This is a genomic window from Arthrobacter sp. ERGS1:01, assembly GCF_001281315.1.
In the GTDB taxonomy this organism is placed as follows: domain Bacteria; phylum Actinomycetota; class Actinomycetes; order Actinomycetales; family Micrococcaceae; genus Specibacter.
In genome coordinates this window covers 64,052-81,605 of sequence record NZ_CP012478.1, presented here as the reverse complement: position 1 = coordinate 81,605, position 17,554 = coordinate 64,052, and the positions used below count along the sequence as shown (strand labels likewise).

The 17,554-nt window shown below is 59.3% G+C and carries 13 protein-coding genes; 10 read left to right on the top strand and 3 right to left on the bottom strand.

All coding sequences use genetic code 11. The annotated features are described in order from the left end of the window. Positions 1-1,065 precede the first annotated feature (1,065 nt). Positions 1,066-1,806, bottom strand: coding sequence for a hypothetical protein (locus AL755_RS03670; protein ID WP_054009834.1), 741 nt, complete (start codon positions 1,804-1,806; stop codon positions 1,066-1,068). A 1,415-nt stretch (positions 1,807-3,221) separates the two neighbouring features. Here AL755_RS03670 and AL755_RS03660 point away from each other — a divergent pair. Next, positions 3,222-3,941: a hypothetical protein gene (locus AL755_RS03660; protein ID WP_150117015.1), complete on the top strand. Its 720-nt coding sequence runs from the start codon at positions 3,222-3,224 to the stop codon at positions 3,939-3,941. A 788-nt stretch (positions 3,942-4,729) separates the two neighbouring features. Continuing rightward, positions 4,730-6,238, top strand: a complete 1,509-nt coding sequence (locus AL755_RS22220) for a GDSL-type esterase/lipase family protein (RefSeq protein ID WP_082368874.1) — start codon at positions 4,730-4,732, stop codon at positions 6,236-6,238. A 536-nt stretch (positions 6,239-6,774) separates the two neighbouring features. On the opposite strand, the gene AL755_RS03645 is transcribed toward AL755_RS22220, so the two are convergent. Both AL755_RS03645 and AL755_RS03640 read right to left on the bottom strand, forming a co-directional pair. Further along, a complete protein-coding gene (locus AL755_RS03645) occupies positions 6,775-7,455 on the bottom strand; it encodes a class F sortase (protein ID WP_054009829.1) in 681 nt (226 codons plus the stop codon). 238 nt (positions 7,456-7,693) lie between these two features. After that, complete coding sequence (locus AL755_RS03640; protein WP_150117014.1) at positions 7,694-10,075, bottom strand: DUF7507 domain-containing protein; 2,382 nt, start codon at positions 10,073-10,075, stop codon at positions 7,694-7,696. 397 nt (positions 10,076-10,472) lie between these two features. Here AL755_RS03640 and AL755_RS22785 point away from each other — a divergent pair, with 397 nt between their 5' ends. The 8 genes from AL755_RS22785 (at position 10,473) to AL755_RS03605 (ending at position 17,552) form a co-directional block, all read left to right on the top strand. Then, positions 10,473-11,876 carry a hypothetical protein gene (locus AL755_RS22785; RefSeq protein WP_054009827.1) on the top strand — a complete coding sequence of 468 codons (1,404 nt, stop codon included), beginning with the start codon at positions 10,473-10,475 and terminating at the stop codon, positions 11,874-11,876. Then, entirely contained in the window at positions 11,873-12,679 is an 807-nt protein-coding gene (locus AL755_RS24470) for an LPXTG cell wall anchor domain-containing protein (RefSeq protein WP_445290335.1), read from the top strand. The genes AL755_RS22785 and AL755_RS24470 overlap by 4 nt, the downstream gene beginning before the upstream one ends. 99 nt (positions 12,680-12,778) lie before the next feature. Further along, positions 12,779-13,858 carry a CHAP domain-containing protein gene (locus AL755_RS03630; protein ID WP_054009826.1) on the top strand — a complete coding sequence of 360 codons (1,080 nt, stop codon included), beginning with the start codon at positions 12,779-12,781 and terminating at the stop codon, positions 13,856-13,858. Positions 13,859-13,871: 13 nt separating this feature from the next. Continuing rightward, a complete protein-coding gene (locus tag AL755_RS03625; RefSeq protein ID WP_054009825.1) occupies positions 13,872-14,438 on the top strand; it encodes a hypothetical protein in 567 nt (188 codons plus the stop codon). Between the two features lies 1 nt (position 14,439). Beyond that, entirely contained in the window at positions 14,440-14,982 is a 543-nt protein-coding gene (locus AL755_RS03620; RefSeq protein WP_054009824.1) for a hypothetical protein, read from the top strand. Further along, the gene (locus AL755_RS03615; protein WP_054009823.1) at positions 14,982-15,287 is read left to right on the top strand and encodes a TrbC/VirB2 family protein; all 306 of its coding nucleotides are present in this window, start codon (positions 14,982-14,984) and stop codon (positions 15,285-15,287) included. The genes AL755_RS03620 and AL755_RS03615 overlap by 1 nt, the downstream gene beginning before the upstream one ends. Positions 15,288-15,330: 43 nt before the next feature. Then, positions 15,331-16,089, top strand: coding sequence for a hypothetical protein (locus AL755_RS03610; RefSeq protein ID WP_054009822.1), 759 nt, complete (start codon positions 15,331-15,333; stop codon positions 16,087-16,089). Then, positions 16,089-17,552 (top strand): hypothetical protein, encoded by a 1,464-nt coding sequence (locus AL755_RS03605; RefSeq protein WP_054009821.1) that lies wholly within the window; start codon positions 16,089-16,091, stop codon positions 17,550-17,552. Before AL755_RS03610 ends, AL755_RS03605 begins: the two co-directional genes overlap by 1 nt. Positions 17,553-17,554: the final 2 nt, after the last annotated feature.

The following is a 17,554-nucleotide window of genomic DNA, read 5'->3' as shown; positions in this document are numbered from 1 at the left end:
GGGCGCCGGCAATCAGAGGCGCTAAAGCCGCCCATGCCTGAGCATGGACAGAGGAGGTGCCCGACACGGAACCCGTGACGGCAGAGGCACCAGTAGCCAAAAAAGCGTGCGCGTGTATGATGGAACCAACTTCAAGTGATCACGGGCATGACAAAGCCCCGTGTGTCGAAGTAGCTAGAAACTAAGAAACTTCCCGGAATCGAGTTTCTCGCTACAGAGTATGTGTCAGGCAAGGCCCGCTACGGCGGGCCTTTTGCCGTTTAAGAAGCCTTTGCGATAGGCAAAGCCCCTTCCTGGTATGCGTCAATGTCATGCCAAAGAGGAAGTCCTCGGTGATCTACTTGTACACGGAGAAGGATCAGCTCGGCGGCTTGGGCCTGAGAGAGTCCCATGTGCACGCGAACGCGCTCGACCAGGGCCTTAGCTTCAGGTGCAACATCAACCTTGAGGGTGACGGTGTCTAGTCCCGTGCCACGGGCTCGTCGTCTTATGGTTCCACTCATAGTGCCGACAATACCGTTACTAGTACTGTTAAGTCGGGAGTGGACTGCCCCGTGTCGGAAAGCACCAGTGGAGGGAGTGGATCCGTTCTCTCCAGTTTCGACTGAAAGCTGGCCCAAGGGGAAACGTGCATTTTTCACGAGGGCCTTTCGATCAGCATGGGGGGAACTATTGATGTCCAATAGTTATTACTACATGGCTGAATTTACCATATGAGCCAAGGCTGCTGACGTTGGCCGGCCCCATTACTCCGCTGCATCCCATGCACGAGCATAAATTTCATTCATGGCGTCGGTATGTTCCGCATAATCGAAGTTGGTCATGGCACCACGAAATAGTGACCGTACCTCTGCCCAGTTTCTGGTGTAGTGGCCTGTCTTGGTTATACGACGGGCTGGCACGCCAAGATGGGCTGCAGTGGCTCGCCGGGTCATCCCGGCGTCGATACAGATTCGTACCGCTTCCATGATGACTCTTATCGCCCCTTCATGGGACATGCCCACTTCGGCTACGGCCGTATGCACTGCTTTCTTTGCTCTGTCCGGATCCACTATTTGCAGCCTCTCAGTCGATGTTCAGCATGGAGGTTTCACGTTCTGTGCCTACTATGCGACGGCTCTGTACGTAGGCGTAGAGTCCCAGCCCAACGACAACAAGGAGCGTGGATATCGTGGTTGCCGTTTGGCCCACATACCAAAGCCCAAGGGGGATCTCAAAGAAGTAGGTAAACGGACGAAGGGCTGAAACAAGGAAGCCGATGGCCATCAGTCTTGAAGCGATGCGTCCCAGGCGAAGGGCATTGGCTTGGACATCCTTGAACGCGGGGACTACAAACGGCCCAACGATGTAGGCAACGTAAGCGGTGGTGATCCAGTTGAAGAATTGGACGCTGGGTTGATCTGCGTATGCAACAAGTTGCGGGGAAGGCTCGCTGGTCTTAGTCAGGTTGAAAGCGATGAAGGCGAGAGCCAAGGTTGAAACCAAGGCGATCACACCCCCTTTTCCTGCCACCAGGCGCGTGGCAAGGGGAGACTTGTACGCGAAACTTAGATGCACGCCCAGCAAGGAGACCGCAAGATAGGCGAAAGTGCGCTCAACCAGGTCAGCACCGTTTGGTACCGGCATTAGTGAATCTACAAAATTGTAGACGGGTGGCACCACTATCAAAATTGCGGCCGATAGCAGGATGCCAGACGCCACCATGACCACTGAGGACCTTTGCTGAATCCGGTAGATCCGCTCCATTGTCAGCAACGCACACGTAGCGACGGTCAGGACGATGGCTATGAGGTAAAAGAGGGTCATCCGAGTAGTTCCGCCATTCGCTGAGCTTCATCCAAAGCTTCTGTCCGATTTGAGATCTTGCGTGACAGGCCAGAGAGCCTGGAGAGGATGGAATCGACCAATAGCTGGTCCGTTGACTCCATCACAGCGTCCTCCCGAGCCCTAACAGGCCAACGGCCCTCCCCTTGGGTAAGAAGTCCAGAGACGACGAAACCCGAGGCCATCGAGACATTCGAAAGTTGGGCCGCAATGTACGCCAACGCAGGAGTGAGCTTGTTGTTGGTTAGCTGAGTGGCAATATTCGAGGTCGCAACTCCAGATCTCCTGGACATGCTCTTACGGAGATCACCGGGGTCAACTGCTTCGATCCAGGCACGCACAGAACCATCGTGAGGAAAGGGGACCATCGCCGGGCGGGGAGTAAATGTGGCTCGATACCCTTTGGAAGTACGCCAAAGGAATTCGGCCATCAAGTCAGCAACGTGCGTTTGGCTGATTAGCTCATTCTCGGTTGGCTTCTTGGTCCCTGAAACTAGATCTTCATAGAATCGGAAACTCCCTAGGCCCTCCAATGGATCAAGGGAGCTTGCACGACAAATTTCCACAACTGTTGTCTCTGGAACGCTGCCCCTGAGTAATTGATTGCGCAAAGTGGCGCGACTGATCCCAGTGACCTTGCTTAGGTCACTGGCTGAAGTACTCAGATTTGAGCGGCTAAGCCATTCTTTGAACTCAGCGCTTCCAATCGACAAAGGCCCACCCCCGTGGCTTTAGACATGAAACGTGCATAGCGTCCCTTCCCCGGGGCCAGTTGGGCCATATCCATAATAATGCGCTAGATTATGGATATTGACCGCATTCAAACTGGCAGGAACCCTATCATTCTAGTCTTACAGCCCTACAGGAGGCCCGGCTGTGTACTCAGGTGGAAATGGCCCCGCGGCCAAGCATGTAGCTCCCCTGAAGGCGCCACAGGTGCTCCGCTCGTTTCACATCGACCGAATAGGTCAATGGTCGAGTTGATCGCTCGACGCCCTTGAGATCTACAACTACCACTCCGGTACCTTCAAGAACCTTGAGGGATTGGGAGACATTTCCCGTTGAGAGTCCCGTTCCGCGCTCAATCTGAATACGCATTGAGGGGCCGTTGACGCGGAGGTACTTCACGATCTGCTGACGAATCGAGACTCCGAAAGCCCGGATTGACGCGTCAAGATCCTCTGACCACATGGGATCCTGAGGGCTTGCGTATCGAGGCATGCCTTCCATTCTGCCTGATCTGACCATTGTTAGATAATCCCATCGAGTAGTTGAAATATTAAACATCTAAGCTAACATATTAAACATACAATACCGGGTGAGGATTCACCCGCCTTTTTGGGGGAGCACTTATGGATACAGATCGTGCAGGCACACTGAGCCGTTCTGTGGCTCGCATGAAGGTTGATCAGTTGCGGACCAAACTCGGCGATCTTTCTCGCGAGCTCAAGGCCGTAGACCGTTCAGCCAAGTCCATAATCAAGCTAGTCGTAGATCTGCACGAAGGTCAGGCTTGGAAGGCCCTCGGCCTTCCAAGCTGGGAGGCTCTGATTGAATCCGAGCATCTTCGGTTGGTACGCCTGGCCCGTCCGGAGCGAACGAAGCTTGTTCGTGAAATGGCCCAGCAGCACTTCTCGTCCTACGCGATGGCCCCAGTATTGGGGGCCTCAGCATCGACCATCCAGCGCGATGTAAAAATCCTCTCCCAGGAGCAAGACAAAGCACTACCTTTGATGATCCGATCATTGGATGGGCTGACACGGCCCCGCAACCGGCGGGACGTCACCCAGCCAATACCGCAGGTCCTCTCAGGGCAAGGAACCCTGGACCTGGGAACTGTTGAGAAAGTCGGCGTTCAGGATGGCTTGAACTTCGATATGGAGGGGTTCCTCGCTGAGATTGGCGGCCAAACAGTCGTTGATGAAACAACAGATCAGCTGGTTATGGCCGAAGCGATTAGCGCGGACTTACAGCATGTTGTGGACTCTCTAGGGGCACTAGGCCCGGACCGATACAGCGAGCACCACCGGCAGCCCTTGTGGAGGCTTTTGCAGAACACCGAAAGCACTTTCCAGCAGGCTAAGGAGCTTGCATCACAGTGGGGCCTAGCGCTATGACGGCCACGGCAGATCGTCAGACTACCCCTCAAGAACGCAACGAGACGCTAATACGACTTGTCGGCGAGTACCGGTGTCAGGGTGCGCAAAGCGAGGCAGCACACACGCTGTTTCACAGCTTCCTTCCCGAATTGATCCGCCCGCTGCGCTTCGACTTTCCTGGAGTTGATGACGCGGATTTCCTCTCTTTGGCCTGGGAGGTTCTACGCAAGGGAGGGTTCGAACGGTCAGAGTCGCCGTGCGCGTGGGTCCTCTCTGGAATTAGGGAGAGCTTGAGGCGCAGACTGCTGGCCGAACGGCACGGTGTGTCCGAATCGATAATTCGTGATGGCAAGTGGAAGAAGATCAAGCAGACTCTGAAGATACAAGCAGACGAGGTATTTGTGCGCTCCGTAGGGGAGCACGAAGAAACGGTTCTCCGTTCACTCAGTTCGCCCTCCGCCGGCGTCTGCGAGGTTTGGAATGAGCTTGAGTCCTTGCTGCGCCATCTTGCTTGGCCGGCCTCATTAGCTGCCGCAGCAGTTGAAATCCTTGATTCTCATGCAGACACTCATGGCTTTCACTCCAAGGCAGTCTCACGTGAGCTCGCAAAGTACCTGCCGGCTAATCTACGCGAGGCCTTGATCGCATTCGTGACAGTGCCCCGCGGGTACGTCTGGGCGCGACTTCACAATGTATCGGCCGCTCACGCAATATCTCTCCCAGCCGTTCGGGCACAGCTCGTTGCCTTGCGGTATCAAACGTCCCCCTAGTTTCCAGAGCTTCACCAGCGAAGAAGGTTTCACGCCATGTCTATTGTCAAGAACCCGCGAAATTTGCAGAAGGTCGGGGCTTCCCTGGCTATCGTGGCCACCATTGCCGGTGGTTTCCTCACCGGGGTGCCGGCGGCTTCTGCGCAAACTGCAGGTGTTGCGGCATCTGCCCCAATTCTCCGGGGTGGAATCGGCTCCCTGTATTGGTCTGATTCCTCCATTCGCAATATTCTGCGCGCCCCAAGGTCCAATGAATCTTGCAGCACAATCAAGTCTCAACGCACCTGCATACAGGTATTTGCCGGCGGCAGTATCGTATGGTCACCAGCAACAGGGGCGAAGTATCTCAACGGTGCAATCGAAGCTGCCTGGAAACGTGCTGGGGGACGAGGTAGCAGTCTCGGGTATCCGCTGCAGAATCCCCGGCCCCTTGTCCAGAACGGTGCATACCAGCTCTTTGAGGGGGGAGCCATCTATTGGACGACCAAAACTGGCGCACAAATTTCCAAAGGTGGCATCCGAACCTCCTGGGGTCGAATGGGTTTTGAGCGTGGAGCTCTTGGTTACCCGCTGAACAACGAAACCAACGGGTACAAAAAAGGCGGCGTGTACCAGCGGTACCAGGGTGGAACCATGATTTGGTCTTCAAAAACCGGTGCACTCACCTTGACGCCTGGACAAATTCAAAACCGCTACAACGCCTTAGGCGGACCCGATGGGATTCTTGGCCATCCCGTTGGCGAGAAAGTACGCATCAGCAGTGGTTGGTCCCAGGCGTTCGCAGACTGCCGGCTTGTCTGGGGACCGACAACTGGCGCAAAAATTGTCGATGAGAATACCTACCGTGTCTGGGCAGCGAACCCCAGCCAATTCGGGTGGCCCGAAACGGACGGCAGTCTAGGGACCAACGGCATCCACACCAAGTTCCAAAACGTGGAGACCGAATGGAACACCAAAACCATGCAGATCTACTCGGCACAATTGGCTGATTCAGCAACCGTTGTCATGCTCGGTGATTCTCAACTGGACGGCGACTCCTACACCGAGCAAGGGGCTCGCCTCAATGGGTATACAAAGCAGATTCAACTGGCATTCGGTGGCCTCGGCTACGTAGCGGCCATTCCGAAGACTGGCGGTTCCGGAGCCTTCGCCGTGGATCAAAACCGCATCCTGCTGCCCCAGGGAAACCCCGGGCTGGTTATCGTCAACCTTGGCGGGAACGATGCGTCGACCCATGCTTCACTGCCTTATGTCGCAGCCCAAGCCAAGATTTTGTGGAGTGATTTAAAGAAGAAGTACCCCAACTCCAAGATTGTCGTCAACGGTGTCATGTCCCGAACCGATAATTCCCACACCCAGCGCCGGGCCGTCGACCAGGTCATCGTCCAGGAGGCAACTCATCAAGGCCTCGCGACGATTCCTCTGGCGGGAATGGCAACAACAGCGGGTGCTGATGCACTTTACAAAGATGCCGTGCATCTCCAACAAGCCGGGCATAACCTAGTGGCCCAAACCTATGCCCGTGAGCTGCGCAAGCTCCTCTGACCTCGGTCAACTAATATTGAGGATGTGAAGAGGAACAATGGCTGAGAATTCTGAGACCCCCTGGAACGATAGGGGACCAGGCAAATCACCCCACTGCACAAATCCTGATTGCACCAATGGTTGGTCTTGGGATATTGCTGAATCGTTCCCGGAGCCCTGCCCACAGTGCTGGCCGGCGGAGGAACCCCCAGCCAAGCGAGGCCTGCGGGATATTTTGAAACGCTTGTGGCCCATGGATAGACACGAGCCTTGATGGTAACGGAAGAGTCGCCCCACTATCGGTGGGGCGACTCTTCCGTTTTCACGTTCATACGTTGCTACCTTGCCACCGTTTCATGAGCCAAGTTGAGTTCATCAGCGGTGTTGGTCTTCAGCTCCTAGAAGCTGTTCACCAAGGCTCTTGTATTCTTCATCGAGCTGGCTCATCAAGATCAGCACATCTTGTTGGTCGAGATAGATGCGATTCCCGATGCATACACGCGGGACAGTCTCCCAATAGAGATGTCGCGTGCCGGGCTCTTCCCTGTTAGTTTCCATCATGGCCACGGAACGGCCGAGACGACGGTGTTGTCGAGGTAGTTGATCTGGCCGTCAATTTCCCCGATTGGTCCGCCACAGGTGATCAGGCGAAGCTGCGGTGCCCCGCTCGTGGTGAAGAAGGCTTCAGGAAGTGCGTGCTTGGCGTAAAGGCGTGCGTCAACTGCCTTGTACCTGTGGATGGTGCCAGCTGCGTCGGTGACGAAGATTGGCGCGCCCTTTTGGATCTTGGCCAGCAGGGCCATTGGAGACGCTGAGCCGTCGATCTCGTCGACGTGCCCCGCTATGACGGTTGACCCTTCGACGGCCCCTAGGGGGGCTGCTGGGGTGTAGTGGGCTACCAGGGGCGAGGCGGGTAGGTCGATGGCCCCTTTGGAGGTGAGTCCGCCGGCCACGATGGAAGCGTGCAGTCCCACGGACGGCACGGAAAGTTCTAGCGGCCCCAAGAGCCTTGAGGCGACAGTTGTCTTGGCATTGGGAGGGTCTGTAGGGCCAACGAAAGTATCAGGGTCGCTGGGTGTGAAGGGTTTTTCAATGACCGGTGCCTGAATGTAGCTCGGTGGGCCCCCGGCCCCCACAATGCCGAGCACAACCGAGGCGACTCCTGCCAGGGCCACGAGGGCAAGGATTGCGGCCAGAACGCGCGGCCCACGCTTCTTGATGCGTGCGTGGGTGCTCATAGCGATTTCGACCACCTTTTTAGGGTCCGATCTAACCGTAGGAGGCACCCGTGGATAGTGCGACGGAGATGGCCGGCATGGGCGTTGGGACAGCCCACAATTCGATCGTTTTGGGGATGCTGGTCAGTCTTTGGCATTGCGTTCCTTTCGGTCCAGGCATTAAGGGTGCGGGGCACCCGGGCAGTCCGTTTGCTTCTGACTGCCTGAATGCCCCGCACGGGGCTTGTGGTGGTGCGTCCTACTTGGTGTCGTTCAGCTCCGCAGCGTTCTTACGGCGGCGGACGATCATGGTTCCGCCGATGGCCATTGCGGCCAGGGCAGCAGCTCCACCACCGATGATCAGGCCGGTGTTCGGGCCAGTTTCTGCGACGACAGTGCCAGCAGGGACAATCGGAACAGTGATTGCGACCTGGGGCTTGAGGTTTGGCACTGAGGGCACCTTCGCTTCATCGGTGTCCATGACTGGAGGCTTTTCCTTACCGCTCAGGTCGACAGGAGGTTTGCCGGTAACCGTTGCCTTGTTCAGGATCATTCCGGCAGTGCCATCCTTGTCCGTGACGGTGTAGTGGCCCGAATGGAACGTCACCGACTCACCCGGAGCAAGAATGGCTTTGAAGCTGGCAGGTGCCTTGATTTCGACCTTGGCGTCGGCGAGCATCTGATCGGTCAGTTCCACACCCGTGAGGGTTACGTTTCCGGTGTTCTTAGCCACGAAATCATAGTCAATGGTCTCGCCCGGGTCGGCGTCTCCGTCGTTGTTGGAATCATTCAGGTGGGCCGTCTTTACCAAGTCAATAGCGGGCTTCTGATCCGGGGTCACATCGGCCTCGTCGGTGTCAGTAACAGGGGTCTTGCCCTTGTCGACGCCAATTCCGGTAAGCGTGGCCGTGTTATGGACCAGTCCATGGTCGACGTCCGCCTGCGTGAGTGTGTAGGAGCCCGAGGTCCAGGTGGTGGAGGCGCCGGGAGCCAGCGTGCCATTGAATCCTGATTCCGGGGTGATCTCGATGCCCTTGGGGGCGATCTTGGAGAGCATGTCGTCCGTGAGGGTGACGTCCGTCAGTGGCACGGTCCCGGTGTTGGAGCCCTTGAAGCCATAGACCACGGTGTCGCCCTTGTCGGTGATGCCGTTCTTGTTGACGTCGACGATCTCTTTGACCGTCTTGACCAGGTCAATGGCTGGCGGCGGGCCGACAACGGGCTGATCGTCCGTGTCCGTTTGCTTCGGCGGGTTCTTCTCGGGATTCCACGGATTGACAGCTGTCACGGTGGCCACGTTGTGAATTTCACCCGCCCACTCGTCAGCAGCGGTGATGATGTACGGCGCAGCAGTCGCCGTGACCGACTCGCCCGGTGCTAGTGTTCCGGAGAAACCGGCGGGGTAGGACCACTTGATCCCGAGGGAAGCCAGCTTGTCGTCGACCAGATTCAAGGTGTTCAGTGGGGTCTGGCCCGTGTTGGTGACCTTGAACTGGTAGACCACAGTGTCGCCGGCGTTGGGCTTGCCGTCCTTGTTGGTGTCTTCGTATGTGTGCGACTTATCCAGCGCCAGGCCGGGGGTGCAGGAACTCGTCACATCTGCAAGCATTTTTGCCGCAATCTGATCGACGTCCAAGGCCTTGGCGATGGTGAAGGTCGGATCAAGGATCTTCATGGCCTTTTCAATGTCGGCCGTCGGGGTTGGGCTGTTCGGGTCGTTGATGCCGTGAAGATTAGGCTGTGAAGTCTTCACGAACAAGGGGATGACCTCGACACCCTCTGCCCGCAGGTCTGCGATTGCCCGTGCGGCGCCGTCCATGGCTGGCTGGTTCAGGGACACATCGACGGGCATGAATCCCAGGTCGGCCTGTGTTGACCCCCAGGCGTTGGGAACGCCGTCGGTGATGAAGACAACCTTTTTCAAGCCCTTGCCTTGCATGCTTCGCAGGCCGGCTTCCCAGTTGGTGCGTCCTGAGGCAACCCCTTCACGGGTCATGCCAAGGAACCGGTCGCTTACGTACTTCGCCCCTGCGGTCGTGCTGACGTCAATGTTGTAAAAGCTCTTGTTGACTTCCTGGGTCTTGGTTTCGTCCACTTGGAGATTCCCAGGGGCCGGACCCCACAGGGGAGCAGTCATGCCAAAGGAGGTCCCGGAAACCTTCATGCCCGGACCCTGACCAATAGCAGTGGCGAATTTCGCTGCTTCCTGCTTGGTATTGGCGAATTCGCCCGCAGTGAATGAGTAGGTGGCATCCATGACGATGCCCAGGTCCATGCCGCAACCACCAGGTTCCACCGCTGCAGCTGCGGGAGTCTCGGCTGCGGTCGCCATAGTGGCGATCGAAATTCCACCAGTGGACAAAAGCGCAGTGGCCATGGCAGTTGCCGTGGCGGATCTGGCCCACCCGTTGAATCTTTTGGTGCGCACCGCAGGCTGGTCTGCCTGGGCTTTTATGAAACGCGGTTCCATGCTGTGTCCTTCCCCAAGGGGTAACGGCCACCCGATTGGTGGTCCTACTGCATTAGTGCGGACCTGAACGCGTTGAGGGCATCTCCCTTCGAACTGCGTCACATGATGCAGTCCCTTTCCCAGAAATCGGCGCGTTGAACCTCGCACTAAATGGGTGAGAGAAGTTCCCAAAAACAGTTGTATTGATCAATGGAGGGCCAGGAATGGCGAATGAAGAGTACGTCCACCGGGGGGCCAGGTATCCGGCAGGATTCTCACCAATCGACTTCGGCGCCGGCCGCTCTATGGCAGACGATCCCCAAGCCGGGATTAAGCGGCACGAGGAATATCTTCATGCTGACGACGTAGGCCAACGAATTTTGGCTGCAGTGGCTGATTTATCAGATTCCTATGGAATTGCCGTAGGGCACACGCTTGGAGACTTGGCGCGTCGGGCCGGTGTACCCCAAATGGCTGCGGTTGAGGCGGGAGCAAGGCTATGTGTTGGCGGGGCCCTTCTTGGGTTCATCTCCAAGGCTGGCCCTGTGGTTTGGGTTCTGCCCGATTATGAAGATTCCGTGGTTCGGCCATGAAAACGCCTGCGACGGAGAACCTGGACGTGATTGAAGCCGTCGGCCTTGGTGACGGCTTGTGGGAGGTGGACGGTGCCACGGTTTACTTACCTGAGGGTGAGTCTGTCGAAGTGTTTGTGCTGGGACGCATCTTTGAATGCGTGCACGGCGCTGGTCCGTGGAGGGCCAACGTGCGGCCGTCTAGTGAGGTCACACATCGGCTGATTCTCGACACTGACGGATCCGTCTCTCAGGTCGAGGCAGTTGAGGACGAAACGCTCGGTGAGCCCTTGTCCACCGGTTTGATTTCCTCTGCTGCGCGCCGTTCTCCCGTCCTCTTGGGCCGCCGTGCACTCTTTGCTTCTGTTGGTGCGCTTTCAGTGGCCGCTGTGGCCGGTGTCATTTTCGCCGGCGGCCTCTACCCTGTCACTGCTTCGCCTTCCGCTGGAGCCTCCGTGGTTCCCAGCCCTGGGGCCAAAACCCTGTGGTCTCTCCCGAAGGGCGCTGCTGTATCTAAGGCTGCCGGGCCGGTCGTCGCCACCGTCATGGACGGAAGTCTGGCCCTGTTCGACGGATCCACGGGCAAACCTCTCGACTTGAAGGAAGCCCTACTCGTTGCAAAACCGAGCACTGTTCGGATGAGCTCCGGCTCGGGCGTGACGGTCATTGATACTGGCCAGGATGCAGGGGTTGTCGTTATCGAGGGTAAAGCCACCGTCTATAAGGGCAAAGGCACCCTGTCGACACGCGGGCCTGTTCCAGTCTTAGTCGGAGGGACGACTGGGGCGCGTAAGACATACGCCGCCATTGACGGGGCTTTGAAGGAAGTGACCGCACCGCAGCCCGGAAACAGCCTCTTTGGAGGCCTGCCCGGTGGAGGAACCGTCTGGGCTGTTGCTGGCGGGAAAGTCACCTATGTTCCCGCCACCGGCGCCCATCGGACCGTCACCCTTGCCTCCCCACTGAAAGGGGCGAAGGTGACGTCCTGGGTGGCGGTGTCCGCAACTCACACGGCCCTGATCTGGACGAAGGACAAGACCACTGTTCTGGCCGTTCACGCCACAGGCCTCGGCGCTAAAGGAGCCGTGGAGCTCAAACAAATCATCAAGGAGGGACAGACAGCCATGGTGGACTACGGCCTGCTCGTACTGGGCCCTAGCGGGGTGAACACGAAAACACCCGGCCCACTCTCGGCAGTGTTCTCCCTCAGTGGTGGGAAAGCTGTTTCAATCCCCGTGCCGCCCCAGCCCCCGCTGGTGATGGGAGGCAGACTCTGGCTCCCAGGGGAGGGCGGTTCTTGGAGTGCCAATGGTTTCACCGTGCCGGGTATCCCGGTGGCGGTGGGTGATGGTTTTGCCCTGACTACACAGGGTGAAAGATTCGCGGTCTTTCCTGGCCCGAAGACAACAACGAAGGAATGAGTAGATCAATGGTAGGAAAACATGTCGCGGTCAGGCCGCGACGCAAACACACCGGAAGACTGGCTGCCGCCGTCGTCCTCGGCCCGGTTCTGATGCTCTCCATGGGGGCGGCCGTGCAGGCAGCTGAGGTATCGCCTCCCGCATCAGATTCATTCTCGGTGGCCGTGGCGACTGCACTGCCTGAGACTGCCACCCTGGACGCCCCGACGGCAGATGCTGCAGTACCCTCCGCAGCCCCGATGATGGTCGTCCCGATGGACGAGACGGAACCTCCAGTGGACCCGACCGATCCTGGTATCGATCCACCCGTGGACCCTCCCGTGGACCCTCCCGTCGATCCGCCCGTGACACCACCAGTGGACCCGCCCGTCGATCCGCCCGTGACACCACCAGTGGACCCGCCCGTGAATCCGACTCTGCCCCCGGTCACGCCACCGGTTGTGGTTCCTCCGGTCACACCGCCAATAGCACCTCCTACGGATCCGTCGACACCGGTGTATGTGCCGGCTGGTAACGGCTCCGGAACGAGTGAACCCGGGATGACCCCTGTGGTCAACAGCTCCGGAACGGGTGAATCCGGGTGGGCACCTGTGGGTAACGGCTCCGGAACTGTAGAGACCGGGTGGGCACCGGAAAACCAGGTGCCCGCAACGGCTTCGATCCAAACCGAAGCAGGCCAGCAGTTGGCGTACACCGGTGTGTCTGAGCAGGCGCCGATCTTGGCGATTGGTGGCGGGTTGTTGGTTGCCGGCGCAGGGGCAGTCTTCGCCACCAGGCGTAGCCGGAAGCACGCCGAGTCCTAACCACAAGGGCCGCCCATCTCGGCCAGGTCTGATGGCCTGGCCGAGATTGCTGGCCACCTGAATCCATTTGAGAGTACGAGCAGCAAGGTAGGGGAGTTGATGGGAAACAAGTCGATGGTAGCCGTGGCTGCCGCGGTACTGGCCCCATTGGTGATGGTGGTCTTTGTCCTGACGTTCATCTTGGCAGGCTCCCAGTCCGCTGAGGCCTGCCAGGGCCCGGCCATCACCGTCGATCAAGCCTCCTTGCCCAAGACTGCCGTCGCCGGCTATCAGGGAGATCAGCTGAAAGTGGCGGCCCTGATCATCAACACCGCCGGGCACATGGGTATCTCCTCCCACGGTCAGCAGCTGGCCGTGATGACGGCCATGGGGGAATCGTCCCTGGTAAACCTCGACCACGGCGACGAGGGATCCGGCGTCGTGAACGCCGACGGCGCCCCGACCTGTTCGCTGGGTGTCTTTCAACAGCAGTGGTGCCTGCCCGGGAATCCGTGGGGCACTAAGGCCGAGGTGACGAACGTCAGCCACGCCACCACATCATTCATCACTGCACTCGAGAAGGTGTCCGGGTGGGATTCATTGGCGCCCTCGGATGCGGCGCACCGGGTTCAGGGAAATTCCTCGGCCGACGCCTACACACAGTTCTGGGCCCATGCAGGGGAGGTCATGGCTGCCTTGTCCGGCGTCAAGGCCACCGAGCAGGCCGGTTCCTGCAGCGGCGGAACACCGGGGGATCTGGGCAAGGGCGATGACTACCCGTGGAAGAGCACCGAGCACAACGCCGACAACCCGATCACGGGCTTCGCGTACCGGAACTGTACTGACTTTGCCTGGTACCGGATGATGCAGCAACTCGGCATCACCGACCCGGCCCAGATGAATGCCCGCATCCTTGCCCCGGGCAACGCCATCACGTGGGGGACCAAATGGCGCGAGGTCGGCTGGACCGTCTCCCAGACACCCAAGGTCGGGGCAGTCATCTGGTACCAAACAGGCGAGTACGGGCACGTGGCCATCGTCAAAGCCATCAATCCCGACGGGACCGTACTGGAGGAGGGCTACAACTACGGGATGCCTCCCACAGGGGAGTACTACACCCGCACGATCACGCCCACTGAGCCCACCGCATACCTGTACATCCCGACCGCCGCACAATTCGCCCCCTTCATCGGGAAATAGGAAGGAACACCCCTTGATACGTCCCACAAAGGCTTTCAAACCCCACCGGTTCTTGGTCGTGGCCACCGTTGTGGCTGGCCTGCTCCTTTCGGTGTCCGCCGCCGGCTGCACCCCAGCACACCAGGTGCCGGCACCGAGCGCCCCGGCATCCACTGCACGCGGCGTGGCAACGTCGACGTGTGTACTGTCTTGCGGCGGGAACGCCCAGGCCGACCACACCGGCCCGGCCCAGAGCGACCTGACCCCGGCAGATAAGCAGGCTGCCTTGGATACCGCGCACCAGGTGATGGCCGCGTTCACGAATACCGGTGTCGCCCGGGATCAATGGTGGACGGCTTTGGCCCCGTTACTGACGACCAACTTCGCCACCCAGGCCCAGTACATCCACCCCAGCCGACTGCCCGTCCGTGTGCTGCGCTCAGGGCCGCGCCCGGTGGAAGGCCAGTTGAGCGGCAACCAGGTCCGAGCATCGTTCGATACCAACGCCGGTTCCTGGACCACGATCATGGTCCGCACCTCGACAACGGCTCCCTGGCTTGCCTCCAATATCGGCCCCACCGCTGAGATTGAAGGGAAGTAGCATGCGCGACTTTTCATGGGTCCAGGACACGCAAATCACCGCGGCTGCGGACGAGGCCGACATCAATGCCTGGCTATTCCCGGCCGGCACCTTCCAGCCGCCACCAGCCCCGGGAGTTGTCCTGGTGGGCGCGCACCCGTTGGCGGGGACCAGCACCTGGGCAACATTGCTCGGCATGGAAACCGCGGATGTGGCCCCCAGCTATGCGCCCATCGTTGGTGTGTGCCGGTCCACTGTGCCGGGGATAGCAGCCGCGAAGAAGCTCATGGCTCAGGTAGGTCCCGAACGTGTACTCGCGTTCTTGATCGTCGCGGATGCTCCGGCCGCCCTGCCCTCCCAGGTGACACGAGAACTCAAGGTCCTTGGTGGGGGTGTCCCCGTGGTGATGGTGCCGTGGGTGAACGCGCTGCGTAACGCCGACTTCACCGATACAACGACCGTTCCACCGAAGGTCCTAGTCCGCATCAAAGCCTCCCTGACCGGCCACTCAGTGCCCCTGCCAGGGATGAAAGAAACCCAAACCCCAACAACGAAGGACAACTAATGCACGCACTAACAGCACACCTCACCCACACCGGGCTGACCGTGATGAACGCCCTCCCGGCAACAGCCAAGCCCTTGCCCCCGGAAATGACCGATGCTCTCGACACGATCAAGATGTGGGTCGGGATCATTGCCGGAGCCATGGCCGTGATCGCCTTGATCATGGTCGGCATCGGGCTGATGTTCGCCCACCAGCGCCAGGACGGCGGTCAGAAACTGCAGTCCCTGGGCTGGTGGATCGCCGGCTGCGTCATCGTGGCCACCGCAGCGGGACTCACCGCAGTGTTCCTGCCCACCGGGCGCTAGGCCAGGCCCACTCCAGTCAACCCCTGATTTCAAGGAGAACAACATGTCCGAAACAAAGCCCGGAGCCCTCAACCGTCTCTGGTCATCCAAAGCATCCGCCATCGCGGCGGTTGTGGTGATCGCACTGGTTGTTCTCTCCATCGGGGGCTTGATCGTGTGGAACGCCCTCGACACCACCAACAAGGCACCGGCAGGGGCAAGCGGCGGTAGCGCCGCCACGGCCCCTGCCAGTGCGCGCGCAACAAGTACAGCCGCCTCCGGCGGGTGCGATGTACCGGCGGGGGAGCAGTCCCTGCGCCCGGCACTTCCCAAGGATCTGGACTGGAAGGCCGCCAACGGGGTCACCTGGCCCGTCTCAGCCACCACAGGACCGACCCAAACCACCAAGAGCGGGCTGGGGATTTGCTTCGCCAAATCACCCCTCGGCGCAGCACTCACCGTGGCCAACTTCTTCGGAACCGCGTCAGGAGTAGATGCTCGTGCCGCTACAGAACTGTATGCGGCAGATACCCCAGGGAGGGCCAAGTCCCTCGCACAAACCACCGCTGGCCCATCCGAGGACACCAGCCTTGGAACCCCTGCTGGATTCATGGTCAAAGACTTCGACGCTGCAGGCGGTACAGCCACCGTGGCAACCGTTATTGCCACCGCAAAAAGTAGCACCGGGTTTGCCGGCGTAACACTGAAGCTTCGGTGGATCGCCGGTGACTGGAAGATTTGGATGACCGCAGATTCAACGTACGGGGTGACCTATGACCAGCCGGTCGACGGGCAATTTGTCTCGTGGAAGGGGACGTCGTAATGGCACAGTGCGAGGGAAACCTTTTACAGACATCGGTCTGTTCTGTTGGGAACGGTATTGGTGATGTGGCTGCCGGTGTTGTGAAGTCCACGGTGTTGTCTCCCATGGCGAAGGAGTTGATGGACAGTTTTGATTCGTTCATGAAGGACTTCATGACCTCTTGGTTAGGTCCGGGTCTGACTGTAAACCTCGATGGTGTGAGTGTGAATTGGTTCAAGGACTCGATCAGCGTTTTCACGGTTGCTCTGATGGTGGTCGGGCTGATGATTGCCGGGATTCGCGTCATGATGGATAACCGATCGCTGCCTCTGAGGGAGGCCGCGAAATCGTTCTTCCAGGTCATGTTTGTTGTGACCTCCTCCACCATCCTGATTAACGCCTTGATCCTGGGCTTCGATGCTTACTCGAAGTGGATTTTGGCGGAATCTGGCACGGGGGTTGACCAGTTCGGGTTGCAGACAACGGCGTTGCTGGGCAACCCTGGGCTGGCGTTCGTGGTGGGAATCGTTGGTCTTTTCGCTGTGCTGATCCAGTGGTGCATCATGCTGGGTCGCAATGCGACGCTGCCGTTGCTGGTTGCCTTTTGGCCCACTGCAGCTGCCGCGAATCTTGTCGCCTCGAAGGCTGGAATGTTTGAGAAGATCGGGACCTGGATTCTGGCTTTTCTCATCTACAAGCCCATGGCGGCATCCATTTACGCTCTCGCTTGGAAGATGAAGTCCGGAGAAGACGGCGTTGCCGGGGTACTCAATGGTGTCGTCCTGATTGTTCTGGCCATCCTGACCCTGCCCGCCCTACTGCGCTTGATGACTCCCGTGACAGCAGCGTTGGGGAACGCCTCCGGTGGGTCCATGGCCGTCGGTGCCACCGTCGCCTTGGTCACCGCCGGCGTAGCCATGGGGGCAGCCGTGGCTACCGGTGGCGCGAGTGCGGCGGCCAGTGGTGGCGGTGCCGCGACCCAGGCAGCTGGCAAGGCGGCCACAACATCGAGCACCAGCGCCTCCGCGGGCGCAGGTCCTGCCACGGGTGGCCCTGCCGTCTCAGGTGGGGGCCCTTCGCCTTCGAGCTCTCCTGCTTCTTCCGGTGGTGGGACGGCTACTGGTTCTGATCCTGCCACGACTCCATCAGGGGATACCGCCAGCGTCGGTTCCCCCACGTCTTCCTCACCTGGTACGTCGCCTGCTTCAGGATCCTCACCATCAGGGCCCTCTGGTGCCAGCCCATCCACGGAATCCACACCCGGTGCCTCTCCTGCCAATGGTAGTGAGAGCCCCGCCCTTGGCGGGGGAGCGGCAGGTGGTGGGGGAGCTGCCCCTGCTGGTGGTGCGCCTGCGGGTGCGGCGCCGGTCTCGGGCTCTAGAACGCCCGGAACGGGTACGCGTGCTGCGACACGGATAGCGGAGGCCGGTGCGCAGGCAGCGCGCGGGATCAATGACCAGGTAACACGAGATGGAAGGGAGTAGCC

Excerpts from the sequence above, each read along its gene's own strand:
- AL755_RS22785 (WP_054009827.1), top strand. The coding sequence starts at position 10,473 with ATGAAAACGCCTGCGACGGAGAACCTGGACGTGATTGAAGCCGTCGGC.
- AL755_RS03660 (WP_150117015.1), top strand. The coding sequence starts at position 3,222 with ATGAAGGTTGATCAGTTGCGGACCAAACTCGGCGATCTTTCTCGCGAG.
- AL755_RS24470 (WP_445290335.1), top strand. The coding sequence starts at position 11,873 with ATGAGTAGATCAATGGTAGGAAAACATGTCGCGGTCAGGCCGCGACGC.
- AL755_RS03670 (WP_054009834.1), bottom strand. The coding sequence starts at position 1,806 with ATGACCCTCTTTTACCTCATAGCCATCGTCCTGACCGTCGCTACGTGT.
- AL755_RS03605 (WP_054009821.1), top strand. The coding sequence starts at position 16,089 with ATGGCACAGTGCGAGGGAAACCTTTTACAGACATCGGTCTGTTCTGTT.
- AL755_RS03620 (WP_054009824.1), top strand. The coding sequence starts at position 14,440 with ATGCGCGACTTTTCATGGGTCCAGGACACGCAAATCACCGCGGCTGCG.
- AL755_RS03645 (WP_054009829.1), bottom strand. The coding sequence starts at position 7,455 with ATGAGCACCCACGCACGCATCAAGAAGCGTGGGCCGCGCGTTCTGGCC.
- AL755_RS22220 (WP_082368874.1), top strand. The coding sequence starts at position 4,730 with ATGTCTATTGTCAAGAACCCGCGAAATTTGCAGAAGGTCGGGGCTTCC.
- AL755_RS03610 (WP_054009822.1), top strand. The coding sequence starts at position 15,331 with ATGTCCGAAACAAAGCCCGGAGCCCTCAACCGTCTCTGGTCATCCAAA.
- AL755_RS03615 (WP_054009823.1), top strand. The coding sequence starts at position 14,982 with ATGCACGCACTAACAGCACACCTCACCCACACCGGGCTGACCGTGATG.
- AL755_RS03630 (WP_054009826.1), top strand. The coding sequence starts at position 12,779 with ATGGGAAACAAGTCGATGGTAGCCGTGGCTGCCGCGGTACTGGCCCCA.